The sequence below is a fragment of the Brevibacillus centrosporus genome (assembly GCF_046622605.1).
Classification (GTDB): Bacteria; Bacillota; Bacilli; order Brevibacillales; family Brevibacillaceae; genus Brevibacillus; species Brevibacillus centrosporus.
The window spans coordinates 2,536,748-2,551,016 of record NZ_CP176856.1 but is presented as its reverse complement, the minus strand read 5'-3'; the positions used below and the strand labels follow the sequence as shown (position 1 = coordinate 2,551,016).

The window sequence follows — 14,269 nt, the reverse complement described above, 5'->3', positions numbered from 1 at the left end:
ATTCTATACTCTCTGCTTAGGAACGATGCTGATCACGCAATTTTTGAATGTGCGTCATGATCAGTTCACTCGTTTCTTTCAACGTATCCGCGCTCGATTTGGCCTCGCGCAGTGTGGTGAGGTCAATCGGTTCACCGTATACGATTTTAATAGGACGGAACATCCGGTAAGGTCCAATAATGGCTACTGGAATGACTTGCGCCTGCGACTTCAGGGCAAACATCGCACTGCCCGGCATCGCTTCACCCAGTTCCCCTGTTTTGCTGCGGGTACCTTCTGGAAAGATTCCTAAGATTTTTCCATCTTCCAACAATTTCAACGTCGTACGGATGGCAGATCGATCGCCAGCACCACGTTTCACTGGAAAGGCACCGAATTTCGCGATGAGAAACCCGACCACTGGAACACGGAAAAGCTCTTCCTTCGCCATGAAGTTGACCATTCGCTCAATCCCCGAGCCGAGAAGTGGCGGATCCCACAAGGAAATGTGGTTGCAGCAAAGAATGACTGGGCCTTCCTTAGGTATATGTTCACGCCCGATCACTTGCCATCGAAAGACAAGCGAAAAAATAATTCGAAAAAATCCTCGAAAAGTACGATAATAGCTCACTGGGTAGACTCTCCCATTCGCTCGCAGATTTGCAGGATCCTGTCGACGACCTGATCGATCGAGATCCCCGTGGTATCTACCAGTACAGCATCATCAGCCTGGCGCAAGGGAGCTACATCCCGATTCATGTCGCGATAATCCCGCTCTTCAATTTCTTTCTCCAGATCAGCCAATTGTACTTGGCTTCCCTTTGCGAGCAGTTCTTTCCATCTTCTTTCCGCACGCTCCCGAATGGAAGCAGTCAGAAAAATTTTGACTTCGGCATCTGGCAGTACGTGCGTCCCTATGTCTCTACCATCCATAACAACGTTGCCCTGCTTTGCCAAATTCCTCTGCAGCACCAGCATCTGTTCACGAACGCTACCGTAGCTAGCTACGATCGAAGCGTACTGACTCACCTCGTTGGAACGAATAAAGGAAGTCACGTCGGTATCATTCCAGTACACATGCTGCTGTCCAGCTTTTCGAACCAAGCGGATCTCGTTGTTTTGCAATAATTCGGAAACAGTAGCTTCATCGTCGATCGGAAGCTGGTGATGATACACAGCCCAAGCCAACGCGCGATACATGGAACCCGTATCGATATACACGTATTCTAGCTGACTGGCAACCTTTCCTGCGACAGTACTCTTTCCTGCTCCCGCTGGCCCATCAATGGCAATGTTCATTTACATCTCACCTGCTATGTACAGTAGTTCTGAAAGGGAATAGAAACAAGAAAAGCTTCTGTCGAAGCCCCTGAAAAACGTGGTTTGTTCCTATGTTATCTATAATAGTACCATAGTATGGAAGCATGCGCAAACCCTCATGGGAGCCGAGAAACGCCTTCCAACCGCTCTGTCTCGATCAAAAGCATGCGAGCAGGTACGTATGAAATGGCGATTTCCCCAATGATTAGCATTAGGGCGCAAACTACAATTCCGATCATGATGCCTCTTTCCATCCTGCTTGCGAAACGTCGAAAGCGCTCGTTATACTGGCTCGTCATCAGGGCCACATCCTTTGTCGTAGACGTTATTCTACAACGCCTTTTTTGCGAAGCTCTAGCTGTCTTTCATAGCATGCTCTCACGACTTTTACCCGATCCTGCTCGCTTATTTCCGTAAATTTTCCGGAGATCCACTGATGCAATCCCTTTTTCTCTGCAGGCTTCTGTCTGACGACTTCCACGACTGCATAAGCGTGCTGGACTTGACCTGTTTTGCTAGGCATGGAAATCCAAACCTTCAGTGAATCATGGTCCTGAATACGGAACGACTCATCGCATGTAAAGGAAAGCCCGCCTCCAGAAATGTCCACCGTCCTCGCCACAAAATGATAATTGCGAATCGGATCTTCGAGTTTTACGGCAATATCGAGCGCGGTGTCAATCCGCAAGTAGTTTCTACGCTGTGTCCGTAAAATTTCTTCTTTCGGCGGAAGCTGTAAAAACAATACCGGGATCGGCTCGCTTCTTCTGCCTGTAATGGACGTGTGAAACTCATAGCGGGAGCCGTCTTCTCCCACATACCACACCTCACACACCGCACCTGCTCCAAACAAACCTGTCCGACCCGTCTCTTCACTGGTCGGCAGTTCGATCGAAGCGATCTCGTCTTTCATATCTACGACGCGGCTCTTGAATGTTTGTAGACTTGTATCCTCAGAGGAACCCGCAAAGGTTAGCCTGATCGTTTGTCCAATTCTTGGTAGTAACATATGGAAACGTCCCTCCTTGTCCCTTCTCACGTTCCCATTATATACCGCCTTCTTCCAATCCGGCAAATAGGGAAAGCCTTTGTAAAGATAGGCTTTCCCCATTTCCTGCAACCATTTTTTATCGCTCTGCTTGGTCGCCTTGTCCCGTATCCATTTTGACAATTTCTTCTTCGTCGCCATTCATGGCATTGATGTAAATCATGTACGGACTGCCATCAAACGAGCAGGTCATTTCCCATACCAGCACTTCTTTTCCGTCGTTTTTGCCTTCGATCAATGCCAGACGCTCGCTCGTGACCTTGACACTCGGATTTACTTTTTTCCGCGCCTCTTCTTTGCTGATACGCGGCTTGGAAAGGATCCGCTGCTTATGATTGAACAAGTACTCCGTTGAGTTAAAGGCAGTTACCTCACCATTGTCCAAAGCGACTTCCACCGTAATGGAATCCGGGTAGATCCGCACACCGCCCTGCTCTGGCACAAACGTATAGACGGCACTTCTTTCGTAGCTGTCAGTCTCCGCTACTACCAGATCGTCATAGCCATGGTCTTTTAGAAACTTGCGCCCTTTTTCTTCCGCCTGCTTCATATCGAGCTTTTCTTCCCCAACCTGCCGTTCATTCATCATCCAGACGACTTTTCCCCCACGCTTGGTTACGTCTAGATTGATAGCCTGTTTCTTGTCGGGAGAAGTAACGCGGACACTGTAAGCAGAATATTCCTGGCCTTTTCCATTCTCATCGACTTCTACCTGAGCGCCCTTTGCCCTGTCTCCCAGGAAATCAACCGCGATCTTATGCGCATCTTCTTTTGTAATCGATTTGCCATCGATCCCTTTGATCCGCTGCTGCTTCTTTTTATCCAGGCTCTGAATGCCCACTCCCCAATCGAGGTCGGGATACTCTTGCACCTTCTTTTCTATCGTCCGGAACCCATCAACAATGGTGTTGTCCGACTTCTTGTCATCAGAAGCGAGCGCTGTCTCGACATCCATCCAGCGCAGCTGCTTGTCGATGACGTTGGACTGTACTTTTCTCAGCTCGTCCTGTATACCTGCCGCATGCTTGTGCAGATTTTTCAGCGTACCGTACTCTTTTTCGGTGAGCGGCTCTTTATCCAAATCCCGTACGGCTACTCGGTACGAGAAATCCGCAACGCGCGACAGCATTTCCTCCGTCTTGTTAAACGGCATCAGCGTCAGCGGCAATTGCCCGACATCGGCTTGAGCCGCGTAGGCCAGTCTCCATACATTCGTCAAAGTCGGTGTCATCTGGCGCCGTGAATTGATGACTAGTGCTTTGCCCAGCTCATCATGCAGCTTGTCTACGTGATAGGTCAGATCATGAAAAGCTCGTTGATAGGAGTTTTCCGCTTTGATCAAGACCGAGTTTTTTTCGTTATGCTCCTGATATCCCCACATTCCGGCTCCAATCAAGGCGACTACTGCCACCGGAAGCAAGACTCGTGCTGTAGCTCCGTATACCATACGTTTCACTCCTTCTCTTACGCAATCAACTGCTTATCGGCAAAAGATATGCTTCCCAATCTTTTTGACTTGTGGTCTGCTCCAGATCCATTTAGAGGTTGCCGTGACGGGATTGAAGTAGTATGTACATCCGCCAGTTGGATCCATTCCATTCAACGCATTTTGAACAGCTTTGCGGGCATTTTCGTTAGGCGTAAGCCAGATCTGTCCATCTGCAACTGCTGTAAATGCTCGCGGCTCAAAAATGACAGCAGATGGCGTGTCCGGAAACGATGGGCTTTTTACTCGGTTGAGGATGACCGCCGCAATCGCAACCTGTCCCTGATATGGCTCCCCTCTCGCTTCTCCATAGACGGCGTTAGCCATGAGCTTCAGATCATTTGCGGAGATTTTCGAAGAATGAAAGGTTTGATTGCCTTTGGTCTTCGGTTTCTGCTTGGCTGGAGCCGTCATTTCCACTCCTGATACAGCAGCACTCCCTCTCTGTGCAAAGAAAGCTTCGTACCCGGTAAACCCAGTCGCAACGAGCACCAGTAGAACACCCGCGATCCATTTCATCCGCACGGCGTGTATCCCCCTTGGCAAGTAATGATATCTGTGCATATTGTTAGTGGAGGAAGAATGGATTATGCATCTGTTTCTGGGGGAGGCTACTAAAAAGAAAAAAGACCCATGCTGTTCGCATCGGTCCTCTTCACACATATTCGCTTATGCTTCATTGATACTAAAATGTTTATCATTGTCACACAGACACTGTTTGAAACCCGTTTCTACCTGCCCTCCCGGTTCTCGACGACCGCGCAGGGTAAACTTTTCTCCACATACGTTGCAGCGAATGGTCACTTTGGCTCGTTGATTTTTAAACACGTCTCGTCTCCTCCTCTCGTCTATTGTGGACGGGAAGAGAGCTTTTTAGAACCGTAATCATGCGCTCGCTGCACCTTTTTCAAGCCCTGCCACCAGAGTACGAGCATAAACGGTACAATGACGACCAGCCAATTCTGAACAGACAAGAAAATCGCATTGTACAACGCGTGCAAGCTGATTGGCAAGAGGACGGAAACCCAGAGAAAGATTCTCTCTTTGCGCACTCCTCGCGAAAACTTTGCTAACCCTAGGTAATACCCCATCCATACGGCAAACAGGGCGTGGCTAGACACTGGCAGCAATGCGCGCCAAAAGGCGATATCCAATCCATTCAGAATCAAATAAAACAGATTTTCCAACGTAGCAAAGCCGAGAGAAACCGCCACGGCATAAACAATTCCATCATAGGGCTCATCAAATTCTACATGCTTATACGCTGTGAAATAGATGACCATCCATTTAAAAAACTCTTCTACAACAGCGGACTGGAAAATCTCCGCGACAATGCCGTCCCGCCAGTTCCATTCGTTCTGCATGACGTATTGGATCACCATGATCGGGATCACCAATAGGACACCAAAGATAAATGACCGGATTACCATGGAAATCGGCTCCGGCTCCAAACTGTCACGCAGGTAAAAATAGCTCAAGATGGCAATGCCGGGGGCAACTGCCGCTCCGATCATAGCAATCATCTGTGTATTGCTCCTTTACACAAGGCTGATATTCATCGTACCATGAATACTGGTTGATGAAAACCCGCTACAGGAGAGAGATCATGTTGAAAAAAATATTGGTATTAAATACAGGTGGTACCATTGCCATGTCGGTGGATGACTCTGAAGGAGTAAAACCGATGGATGACCAAGCTGTGAGTAAAATTGTTCCGTTTCTCGAACGCTACGCCGATATCACCATGAAAAACGTCCTGAATCTACCAAGTCCCCACATGACTCCAACCATCATGAATCAATTGCGCCTGCACATTGAAAAAGAGCTCGCTGCAGAGCCTTTCGACGGGATCGTCATCACACATGGCACGGATACTTTGGAGGAAACTGCCTATTTTCTCGATTTGACCCTACCTCACTCTGTCCCTGTTGTGGTTACCGGTGCGATGAGAAGCAGTAATGAGCTTGGAGCAGATGGACCTGTCAATCTGATTTCCTCTGTTCGCACCGCTGCAGATCCTGACAGCCACAACAAAGGGGTTCTCGTCGTTTTTAATGATGAGATTCACGCAGCATGTCATGTCACCAAAACGCACACGAGCAACGTAGCCACCTTTCAGTCCCCTCAATTTGGGCCTATCGGTACGATCGCGAAGAAACAAGTCCACTACCATCATGCACCCTTGATTCGTGAACATTACGCCATTTCTCACGCAGACGCCAACGTCCCCCTGATCAAAGCAGTTGCCGGCATGGATCCTTCCTGGCTGCAATTTTTGCTGGAGCAGCCGATCGACGGCTTGGTCATCGAAGCTTTCGGACTCGGGAATTTACCACCTGCTATCCTTCCCACCCTAAAGCAGCTCCTGGATAAGGGAGTTCCGATCGTTCTTGTCTCCCGCTGCTACAATGGCCAAGTCCAGGACGTTTACGATTACGAAGGCGGAGGCCGTCAGTTAAAAGAGCTCGGTATCATCTTCTCCAACGGCTTAAACGGACAGAAAGCTCGTTTGAAGCTCATCGTTACGCTGCAGCAGACTCGTCATTTCCAGCAGCTTCAGCATCTTTTTGACCGCTAAAACTGCGAATACACACTCATAAAGAAAACCCCTCCTGCTTCGTAGCTTGGAGGGGTTTTTGGTTCTGTGTATGTGGAGAACAGTCAGGAGTTTACACCCAACCGCGGAAACGAGAAGCTTCAGCCATTTTGCGAGCGCCCACCATGTAAGCGGACAAACGCATGTCTACACGGCGTGTTTGAGACAAGGAGTAAACATTCTCAAACGAACGCACCATGACTTGCTCCAATTTCGCTTCCACTTCTTCTTCTGTCCAGTAGTAGCCTTGGTTATTTTGTACCCACTCGAAGTAGGATACAGTGACACCGCCAGCGCTAGCCAGTACGTCTGGAACAAGCAGAATGCCACGTTCCGTCAAAATTTTGGTTGCCTCCAATGTCGTTGGACCATTGGCTGCTTCTACCACGATCTGAGCTTTGATATTGTGAGCGTTCGCAGCAGTAATTTGGTTTTCAATCGCTGCAGGCACCAGGATATCGCAATCCAGTTCAAAGAGCTCTTTGTTCGTAATCGTGTTGTTGAACAGCTTCGTAACTGTACCGAAAGAGTCACGGCGATCCAGGAGATAGTCGATATCCAGACCATTTGGATCGTGCAGTGCTCCGTAAGCATCGGAGATACCGACTACTTTAGCCCCTGCATCGTGCATGAATTTCGCCAGATAGCTACCAGCATTACCAAAACCTTGGATTACGACGCGAGCACCTTTTACGTCGATGTTGCGGCGTTTTGCTGCTTCGCGAATGCAAATCGTTACACCTTTTGCAGTTGCTGTTTCACGACCGTGCGAACCACCAAGCGCGATCGGTTTTCCCGTAATGAAGCCAGGGGAGTCAAACTCACGAATACGGCTGTACTCATCCATCATCCAAGCCATGATTTGCGAGTTCGTAAATACGTCTGGAGCCGGAATATCTTTTGTCGGGCCAACGAGTTGGCTGATTGCGCGAACATAACCGCGGCTCAATCGTTCCAGTTCGCGGAAAGACATTTCACGCGGGTCACAAATGATACCGCCTTTACCACCACCATATGGCAGATCGACGATACCTGCTTTGAGGCTCATCCAGATGGACAGTGCTTTTACTTCATCCTCTGTAACTTCCGGGTGGAAACGAATGCCCCCCTTGGTTGGACCTACTGCATCGTTGTGCTGTGCACGATAACCAGTAAACACTTTTACTTCGCCGTTATCCATGCGAACCGGAATGCGTACAGTCAAAACGCGTAGCGGCTCCTTCAAGAGTTCAAACATCGATTCTTGGTAACCTAGTTTCTCCAGTGCTTCCTTGATCACCACTTGAGTAGATTCAAGCAAGTTCAAGCTCTCTTGCTTTTGTTCCCCTTGGGTGCTTTCGGTTACCACGTCTTGATTACCCATTACTTACCACCTCAAAAATGTTATCGGTAAACGCAGGTCTTAGTATACATGTTTGTCCCCAGTATGAGAAGGTATAAAAAAACCTTTTTTCCATTTCGTAAGCGTTTTCTCGTGTCGAAAGGCATAAACATGCAAAATATTGCCAATCCGCAAAACCCTTGATATAAGTAGTCTGAATTTGCTGTACAAACAAAAAAACGCGATAGGAATCGTACTTATAGCCTCTCCAACTTGGCAGGTTTCATTACCAATCCTGAGGAATCATGTCATTATAAAAAGAGTAATTCTGGAAGTTTATACATGGGGTATTTTGTTGAATAATTTATTGGGTTGTCATTATTTTTTCCCATTCGGAATAGATATCCCCTCACACGAAGAACAGCTTTTCCCAGTTATAGAAATAACCAACACAGCGACCACGTCGTCATCTACTCACAGCAAAAGCACCTAGCAAGAAACTAGGTGCTTTTTTATCTCCCCAAGCATTTTCCTTACGTAAAATGCCTGCATATTTCTTTTACTGCATCATCTGCCACGACAACCTTCCCGTATTCCTCCAATACGTAGATGGTTGTTGGCGTCGCTTCCCCGTACTCAGAGAGGATCGCAATCAGTTTGTGGTAGCGCTCCTGATCCAATTCCACTTCTTCCAGCACCAGGTGATACTTGCCTTGGTAGAAGTAAGCGGAGCCTCCATTGGTTAAAAGAGCATTTATTCGGTGAGCAGCTTCTACCATGTGCTCAAAATCACGGAAGGCGTAGATGATGAGGTCGCTTTCTTCAAGCGTCACCTCAAGCTCATATACTTCTTCGTCGTCGAAATCCTCTTCTTCTTTCCCGTCTTTTGAGCCGGTTTTGCCACGAGTAACGATCACGACCATACCCTGAGCTGGCAAGGCGAACACTTCAACGGCAACAGGCCCTGACACTTCAAAACCTAGTTCATGATACGCCTGCTCCATCATGTCGTTGAACAGTTCATGTACTTTAGGAATGTCACGCCACATGTCTTCTTTCTCTATCCCGCGCTCTGACAGGTCATCAAACGTTAAAAAGATTCGTATTTTATCTTGACCAAGGCGTTCAACACGCATGACTGTCCCTCCTCGCCATCCAGTCGTACTACAAAATATGATTGTAAGCCTGTAAGAGTTCTCCGCATTTTCCGACGAATACCTGTTGTCATTCATCCATTTTTTCTTCGTTTAGGAAAATCCGAGGTAGTCCTATCATATCACATTTGTCATCTGGAACATAGCCACGCTACACCTTGCGCTTGTCTTCGCACCTTTCAAGTGTGCTGTTGATAGTAGGAGAGTGAGTATCGGACTTTGTTGGCAGCTGTCAGTTTTTGCGCTTTCCCAGGAAAAGCAGGCGCTTTTGCGTTGCCTCGTAGATGACGACCCAACCGGCCAAAAGTGCAGTCGGGATCGGCATTTCCACAAATTGAACAGTAAACAAAAAGAGTGAAAAAAAGTACATGAACACATGCATCCATGCGTTTTTCCTATCGACAAATCGAACATTCACCTCACGTGCATTCTTCTCCCCATCTTATTGAGTGCTGCTAGTTCGGGTTCCTGTAAAAAGAAAAAACGCCGACTACCGGCGTTCCGTAAAGCCTTGCTCTCTCAGTCTCTTCTGAATCCAGATGGCGGCCTGTGCGCCGTCCCCCATCGCGATCGCTACCTGCTGGGAATGCTCCACTATATCTCCAACCGCCCACAGATTCGGATGATCCGTCTCTTTCGTTCTCGGGTTCGTAAGCACATGTCCTTTGGGATTCAGCCTCACGGATAGCGGCTTTAAAAGAGCTGTCTGAACTTGTGCGCCCGGAAACGAGAGAAAAGCTCTGGTTACCTCCAGATGTTCACCTGTTGCAAGTAAGAGCTGCCTCAACCTTCCCTCGTCATGAAGCATTCTTTCCACGGCTGCTTCCAGCAAGGTATACCCTTTTTCTGTCAACGTCTTTCTCAGCTCTGGCTGCACGGGTACCTGCTCATGGTTAATGATATAAATTTTCGAGGTATAGAAAGTGAGCTCGTCTGCCATCTCGATTGCCTGGGGGACAGCTCCAATCACAGCAGTACGCTGCTCTAGGGTCTCATAGCCATCACAGTCTGGACATAGAAAAATGGATGTTCCCAGACACTCCTCGATGCCGGGGATGGCCGGAAATGGGTCCTTTATCCCCGTCGCCATGACCAAGGTCCGGCATTCCAGTGGCTGTACTGCGTTCCTCATATGTACCAAAAAGCCAGCTTTTCCCTGACTTTCCAATTTAACGACTTCATCAGCAAAGAAGACAGCCCCGTATTTGGCTGCCTGCTCCCTGCCTTTCCTGCGTAAGCTCTCTCCGCTTACCCCATCCTCAAAGCCAAGGATATTCCGGTAGGATTTGGCGACAGTTGACCTTCCCCCCGGAGTGTCTATAACCGCTACACGACGCATGCTCCGCGCCAGCTGGATCGCTGTTTGAAGTCCGCCAATCCCACCGCCAACGATAATGGTATCGTACATCAAGCGCTCCCCGCCCATCGTTTGCATTTCTCCATAGCATAACCTAGGTCAGAGAGACTCATTACGGAAGAAGTGGGACGAGGACGACCTTTCCCGCTGTCAATTGGGCTTCGAGTGAGAGACCATTGTAGTTTGCAATTTTAGCCACATAGGAGTTGTTCCCATAATATTTGCGCGAAAGCATGTACAGTGTCTCGCCTTTTTGCACGACATGCTTGATTGCTTTCGGTTTTTGCACAGCTGCAGCTGGTTTGGCTGCCGGACTCGATTTGGTTTGTGTACTTGCTTTGGCATCTGTCTGCGGCTTGGTGACGCTCTGTGCTTTCCCGGCAACTTCCTGGGTCCCTGTTTGTCCTGCCGGGGATCCATCAGGCTTTGGTCCCTGTACAGCGTCTGGAAGTGCTGGTTGATTAGGTGCAGATGCCACTTCGGTTGTCTTGGCTGTTTGAGGCTGTTCTACTGGTGCTGGTGTAGGGGAATTGGGCTCTGTACTAGCTGCCACTGACTGGGTCGGGGAATTTGTCACGGTTGAAACAATAGGACTACCTTCCCCCTCAGACAGGTGACTCACTTTTGCTTGGTATAGTTCAACACCAATCAACCCGAAAAAAAGGGCACCAAACAGATACAGTCCGGACGTAATGAGCTTTTTTAACGAGATGGAACCAGAAGGTCGTTTTGTTCGCGAACGACGAGGAGGCAAGCCAGTTTGTTCCGTACTCACTGTTTCTTCCCCTTTCTCCTATTTAATGTAAATTGAAGATAGTAAGCCAATACCAGATCGATGAGAATATGAGCGATAATCGATGGCCACAAAGTCCCTTCCCGTTCATAGAGCATTCCTAGAAGCAGGCTGGTGACAAACACACTGATAAACAACAGCGGCTTTTTCAGATAACGTACATGGATGAGCGTGAAGATGATACTCGTCCATAAGTTCCCGACCCAGGACTGGACGACGCCACGGAACAGCCATTCCTCACCCACTCCAACGGAAATGCAAACCAGCAGGGTCATGAACGGCGACATGTTTCCAAACACCGTTTCATTCACGTTGCCGTCGTCTTGCCAGCTGCTCGGCAAGTACCGATCCATCGCAACACTTGCCAAAATGATACCGAGAGCAACGAGCAGCGCCAGCGCCAGCCCAGATCCGTCTGGGGCCGTAAACAACCTGACGGTGCGTTCCCAGCCTAAGAAGAACAAGCTGCTTCCTGCGGCAATTGCCAAAACCAAACCCTGAGTCAGCCAGAGATTTAACCGTAGATTAGCTTCATCTATCTCTTGCCCGCTGTCCTTCACTGGTTTTGTTCCTCCTTTATTTTTTCGGCAAAAGCTTCTCCAAAGCCTGCCGCAAATCCCAAGAGTTTTCATCTTTCTTGTTCGTCGTATTCGTCCGATCACCTTGATATGCTTGTCTATCAAGCCCGCAGCACGAACAGCAATGAAGAGTAAATGCCACCTGCTCCTCTCCAAAATAACGGTTCAGCTTCTTCCGCAGACAATCATTCACGTCTTCTACATACCTGAGCATTTCGTACAGCTTTTGCTTTTTCAACCGTTTTCGTTTCTCGGTTTCCTGCCAAATGCGCTGTACATGCTCGGCTCCAGAATCAGACGCAGCGGCAACCTCCTGGTCAAGACCTGTCTGCTCTGCGTAAAAAGTGAGCATCTGAACCATCTCTTCAGTCATTTCAGTAGATCCCCATGCGTCCTTATTTGCTGGCGCAGCGGTTTTGAAGGCTTGAAAAAACTGCATCACTTGCAGCTGAGTAGGGTATTCCTTTTCCACCATGTGCTGATGGATCTGCCAATCATCCTCTACATAGAACAAGACGGCATAGCCTGGCTGGCCGTTTCGCCCAATGCGACCGATTTCCTGCGCGTAAGCCTCCATGCTGGAAGGAAGCTGGTAATGGATCACATATTGTATATCGGGTTTGTCGATCCCCATGCCAAATGCATTGGTAGCAACGATCACGTCCAATTCTCCTAAGAGAAACTGCGACTGGATCAGCATCCGCTCCATGCTCTCCATGCCACCGTGATAACCGTGTACTCTTTTTGATCCCTGCAATTGATAAGAGGCAACGAGTACCTCTACTGCATTTCTCGTACTGCAATACACAATACCTGGACCTTTCAGTTCATCCATCAACTGCAGGACTTGCTCACGGCGCTCTCCCTCATCGCTCACCCTTACCAGATCGAGTGCGATATTCTCCCGATTCAAAGGCTGCGACATCACATTCTCTTGGGCAATTTGTAGCAGCTGACTGATTTCTTTCCGCACATCCTCTGTTGCGGTTGCTGTAACTGCCAGCACCGGAGGGTTTCCCAGATGTTTGATCGCATCCGGCAGACGTAAATAGTCCGTCCGAAAATCATGTCCCCATTGGGAAATACAGTGCGCCTCGTCGATTGCAACGAGCGACACCCCTATCCGCTTCAGTACGGACTGGATGTACGGCTGCTGCAGTTTTTCCGGAGAAATATACAAAAGCTTGTACACACCGTTACCGAGCTCGCGCAGGATCTCTCGTGATTCAGCCGGATCCTGCGAACTGTTCACATAGGCTGCTGGAATCCGCCTGCGTGTGCGCAGCTGCTGCACCTGATCAATCATCAGGGAGATTAACGGAGAAACCACCACTGTGATACCGGGTAAAAGCAAAGCTGGGAGCTGGTACGTAACCGACTTTCCTCCCCCTGTAGCAAGAATCGCAAGGACATTTTGCCCGGAAAGCAGTCTCTCGATAATTTCTCTTTGACCTGGTCGAAAGGAAGCATGTCCAAAATGCAGCTGCAATTTCTCTAGCAATATTCTGTTCACGTCCACCTCTCCCCCTGTCTGCGTGCCAAGGCCAGCCGAATCTGCAGGTACGAGACAGCTTCGCCCAAATGATCCTTGATGAGACGAAGTCTGCTCGTCTGCAGCTGTTCGCTGGTCTGGATGATTAAAGCGCTCAGTTTTGGCTCTAAATAGGCAGAGCAGTCCCACTCTGGACAACGCAAAGCGATTTCGGCCAGATGATCCTCCACGGTACTTTTTTTGATTTTGCGCGCATCAGCGATTTGCTCGATACTCATCCCGCGCTGCACCAAGGCATACGTGCGTGCAGCGCTCTCAGTCAAACGCGTGTCCCATTTTTCTGTTTGAACGACGAGATGGGACAACAATGGAAAACGAACAGGGTCTTCTTGTAGCTGCAGGATGGACATAGCTAGCCCATAGCGGAATGGCAATTGTAAATAAAATGTCGATTCCTTTTGCTGCGCGGCTAGCTGTCCCAGCGTTTTCCCGACCTGAGTAGCCCCGGACAATTGTCCAATCAACAGTTTTTGGACATCCTCAGGAAGTGGGCTCCAGAGCGTGTGCAATTCTTCCCCGAGCCGTTTTTGCCATTGCTCGCGAGCGGTTTGTGAAGCCAACTGGGTTTTTACCCACTGCTGTATTTTTTTGTCTGAAACGACGGGAAAGAATCCCAAATCTCCTGAGAGAAGTTGGGAAACGGTTTGTACGAGCAAGTGAAGACGCTGCCAAAACAGCTCTATTTTTTCTGCCATTCCTGATTCTGTGAAAGGCTCGTTCCACCGATCCAGTTGAAAAGCAGACTTCCATTGCTCTGCTTGGTCAATCCCTTTTTCCGTGATCGAGAATGATGGTTTGGACGTCGGCGTTACTGCTGGAAGCTGTACAATCCATTCTTCCTGCAACAAAGTTGAAACAATTTTCTCCCAATCCTCTTTTGAAAAACGCGGAAACATCCGATAATACGGATAAAGGTGGTACAAATGTACGTCTTGCAAAGTCTGATTGGCTTTTCGGCCTCGCAAAATGTAAAAGGCTGCCTGAAGCGTTCGCTCATTGGCAAGAGGAATCATGGCGTTTATGGTCACAGCGCATAAAAAATCCTGTGCCGCAATGCTCCGATTGTTCATTGGTACTCCTTTATG

At 48.7% G+C, this 14,269-nt stretch carries 17 protein-coding genes; 1 reads left to right on the top strand and 16 read right to left on the bottom strand.

The window, feature by feature from the left end; genetic code table 11:
- Positions 1–16 precede the first annotated feature (16 nt).
- The 8 genes from ACLIN2_RS13105 to prsW all read right to left on the bottom strand — a co-directional run bounded on the left by ACLIN2_RS13105 (position 17) and on the right by prsW (position 5,356).
- A complete protein-coding gene (locus ACLIN2_RS13105; protein ID WP_092272076.1) occupies positions 17–610 on the bottom strand; it encodes a lysophospholipid acyltransferase family protein in 594 nt (197 codons plus the stop codon).
- Positions 607–1,278: a (d)CMP kinase gene (gene cmk, locus ACLIN2_RS13100; protein WP_092272073.1), complete on the bottom strand. Its 672-nt coding sequence runs from the start codon at positions 1,276–1,278 to the stop codon at positions 607–609. Before cmk ends, ACLIN2_RS13105 begins: the two co-directional genes overlap by 4 nt.
- Positions 1,279–1,415: 137 nt before the next feature.
- Positions 1,416–1,598, bottom strand: coding sequence for a hypothetical protein (locus tag ACLIN2_RS13095; RefSeq protein ID WP_122923086.1), 183 nt, complete (start codon positions 1,596–1,598; stop codon positions 1,416–1,418).
- A 26-nt stretch (positions 1,599–1,624) separates the two neighbouring features.
- Positions 1,625–2,308 carry a flagellar brake protein gene (locus tag ACLIN2_RS13090; protein ID WP_411504232.1) on the bottom strand — a complete coding sequence of 228 codons (684 nt, stop codon included), beginning with the start codon at positions 2,306–2,308 and terminating at the stop codon, positions 1,625–1,627.
- 118 nt (positions 2,309–2,426) lie between these two features.
- Positions 2,427–3,794: a germination protein YpeB gene (gene ypeB / locus ACLIN2_RS13085; RefSeq protein WP_411504231.1), complete on the bottom strand. Its 1,368-nt coding sequence runs from the start codon at positions 3,792–3,794 to the stop codon at positions 2,427–2,429.
- A 33-nt stretch (positions 3,795–3,827) separates the two neighbouring features.
- A complete protein-coding gene (locus ACLIN2_RS13080) occupies positions 3,828–4,358 on the bottom strand; it encodes a cell wall hydrolase (RefSeq protein ID WP_411504230.1) in 531 nt (176 codons plus the stop codon).
- A 144-nt stretch (positions 4,359–4,502) separates the two neighbouring features.
- Positions 4,503–4,661: a hypothetical protein gene (locus ACLIN2_RS13075; RefSeq protein ID WP_183192840.1), complete on the bottom strand. Its 159-nt coding sequence runs from the start codon at positions 4,659–4,661 to the stop codon at positions 4,503–4,505.
- A gap of 20 nt (positions 4,662–4,681) precedes the next feature.
- Entirely contained in the window at positions 4,682–5,356 is a 675-nt protein-coding gene (gene prsW, locus ACLIN2_RS13070; protein ID WP_092272061.1) for a glutamic-type intramembrane protease PrsW, read from the bottom strand.
- An 83-nt stretch (positions 5,357–5,439) separates the two neighbouring features.
- Here prsW and ACLIN2_RS13065 point away from each other — a divergent pair, with 83 nt between their 5' ends.
- Positions 5,440–6,411: an asparaginase gene (locus ACLIN2_RS13065; RefSeq protein ID WP_092272058.1), complete on the top strand. Its 972-nt coding sequence runs from the start codon at positions 5,440–5,442 to the stop codon at positions 6,409–6,411.
- Between the two features lie 91 nt (positions 6,412–6,502).
- Here the strand turns inward: ACLIN2_RS13065 and ACLIN2_RS13060 are convergent, their stop codons facing one another.
- From ACLIN2_RS13060 to ACLIN2_RS13025, 8 genes are all read right to left on the bottom strand, one after another.
- Positions 6,503–7,792 (bottom strand): Glu/Leu/Phe/Val family dehydrogenase, encoded by a 1,290-nt coding sequence (locus ACLIN2_RS13060; protein WP_122923090.1) that lies wholly within the window; start codon positions 7,790–7,792, stop codon positions 6,503–6,505.
- A 491-nt stretch (positions 7,793–8,283) separates the two neighbouring features.
- Positions 8,284–8,886 (bottom strand): genetic competence negative regulator, encoded by a 603-nt coding sequence (locus ACLIN2_RS13055; RefSeq protein ID WP_092272051.1) that lies wholly within the window; start codon positions 8,884–8,886, stop codon positions 8,284–8,286.
- Between the two features lie 250 nt (positions 8,887–9,136).
- Positions 9,137–9,274: a hypothetical protein gene (locus ACLIN2_RS13050; protein ID WP_411504229.1), complete on the bottom strand. Its 138-nt coding sequence runs from the start codon at positions 9,272–9,274 to the stop codon at positions 9,137–9,139.
- Positions 9,275–9,394: 120 nt separating this feature from the next.
- Positions 9,395–10,330 (bottom strand): NAD(P)/FAD-dependent oxidoreductase, encoded by a 936-nt coding sequence (locus ACLIN2_RS13045; protein WP_411504228.1) that lies wholly within the window; start codon positions 10,328–10,330, stop codon positions 9,395–9,397.
- 43 nt (positions 10,331–10,373) lie between these two features.
- Positions 10,374–11,036: a LysM peptidoglycan-binding domain-containing protein gene (locus ACLIN2_RS13040; protein WP_411504227.1), complete on the bottom strand. Its 663-nt coding sequence runs from the start codon at positions 11,034–11,036 to the stop codon at positions 10,374–10,376.
- The gene (locus ACLIN2_RS13035) at positions 11,033–11,614 is read right to left on the bottom strand and encodes a CPBP family intramembrane glutamic endopeptidase (protein ID WP_411504226.1); all 582 of its coding nucleotides are present in this window, start codon (positions 11,612–11,614) and stop codon (positions 11,033–11,035) included. Before ACLIN2_RS13035 ends, ACLIN2_RS13040 begins: the two co-directional genes overlap by 4 nt.
- 16 nt (positions 11,615–11,630) lie before the next feature.
- Positions 11,631–13,145, bottom strand: a complete 1,515-nt coding sequence (locus ACLIN2_RS13030) for a RecQ family ATP-dependent DNA helicase (protein WP_411504225.1) — start codon at positions 13,143–13,145, stop codon at positions 11,631–11,633.
- Complete coding sequence (locus tag ACLIN2_RS13025) at positions 13,142–14,254, bottom strand: helix-turn-helix domain-containing protein (protein WP_411504224.1); 1,113 nt, start codon at positions 14,252–14,254, stop codon at positions 13,142–13,144. The genes ACLIN2_RS13030 and ACLIN2_RS13025 overlap by 4 nt, the downstream gene beginning before the upstream one ends.
- Positions 14,255–14,269 lie beyond the last annotated feature (15 nt).

Bases quoted from the DNA above. Each gene is read 5' to 3' on its own strand.
- ACLIN2_RS13025 (WP_411504224.1), bottom strand. From the start codon at position 14,254: ATGAACAATCGGAGCATTGCGGCACAGGATTTTTTATGCGCTGTGACC.
- ACLIN2_RS13060 (WP_122923090.1), bottom strand. From the start codon at position 7,792: ATGGGTAATCAAGACGTGGTAACCGAAAGCACCCAAGGGGAACAAAAG.
- ACLIN2_RS13095 (WP_122923086.1), bottom strand. From the start codon at position 1,598: ATGACGAGCCAGTATAACGAGCGCTTTCGACGTTTCGCAAGCAGGATG.
- cmk (WP_092272073.1), bottom strand. From the start codon at position 1,278: ATGAACATTGCCATTGATGGGCCAGCGGGAGCAGGAAAGAGTACTGTC.
- ACLIN2_RS13090 (WP_411504232.1), bottom strand. From the start codon at position 2,308: ATGTTACTACCAAGAATTGGACAAACGATCAGGCTAACCTTTGCGGGT.
- ACLIN2_RS13045 (WP_411504228.1), bottom strand. From the start codon at position 10,330: ATGGGCGGGGAGCGCTTGATGTACGATACCATTATCGTTGGCGGTGGG.
- ACLIN2_RS13050 (WP_411504229.1), bottom strand. From the start codon at position 9,274: ATGTACTTTTTTTCACTCTTTTTGTTTACTGTTCAATTTGTGGAAATG.
- ACLIN2_RS13055 (WP_092272051.1), bottom strand. From the start codon at position 8,886: ATGCGTGTTGAACGCCTTGGTCAAGATAAAATACGAATCTTTTTAACG.
- ypeB (WP_411504231.1), bottom strand. From the start codon at position 3,794: ATGGTATACGGAGCTACAGCACGAGTCTTGCTTCCGGTGGCAGTAGTC.
- ACLIN2_RS13065 (WP_092272058.1), top strand. From the start codon at position 5,440: ATGTTGAAAAAAATATTGGTATTAAATACAGGTGGTACCATTGCCATG.
- prsW (WP_092272061.1), bottom strand. From the start codon at position 5,356: ATGATTGCTATGATCGGAGCGGCAGTTGCCCCCGGCATTGCCATCTTG.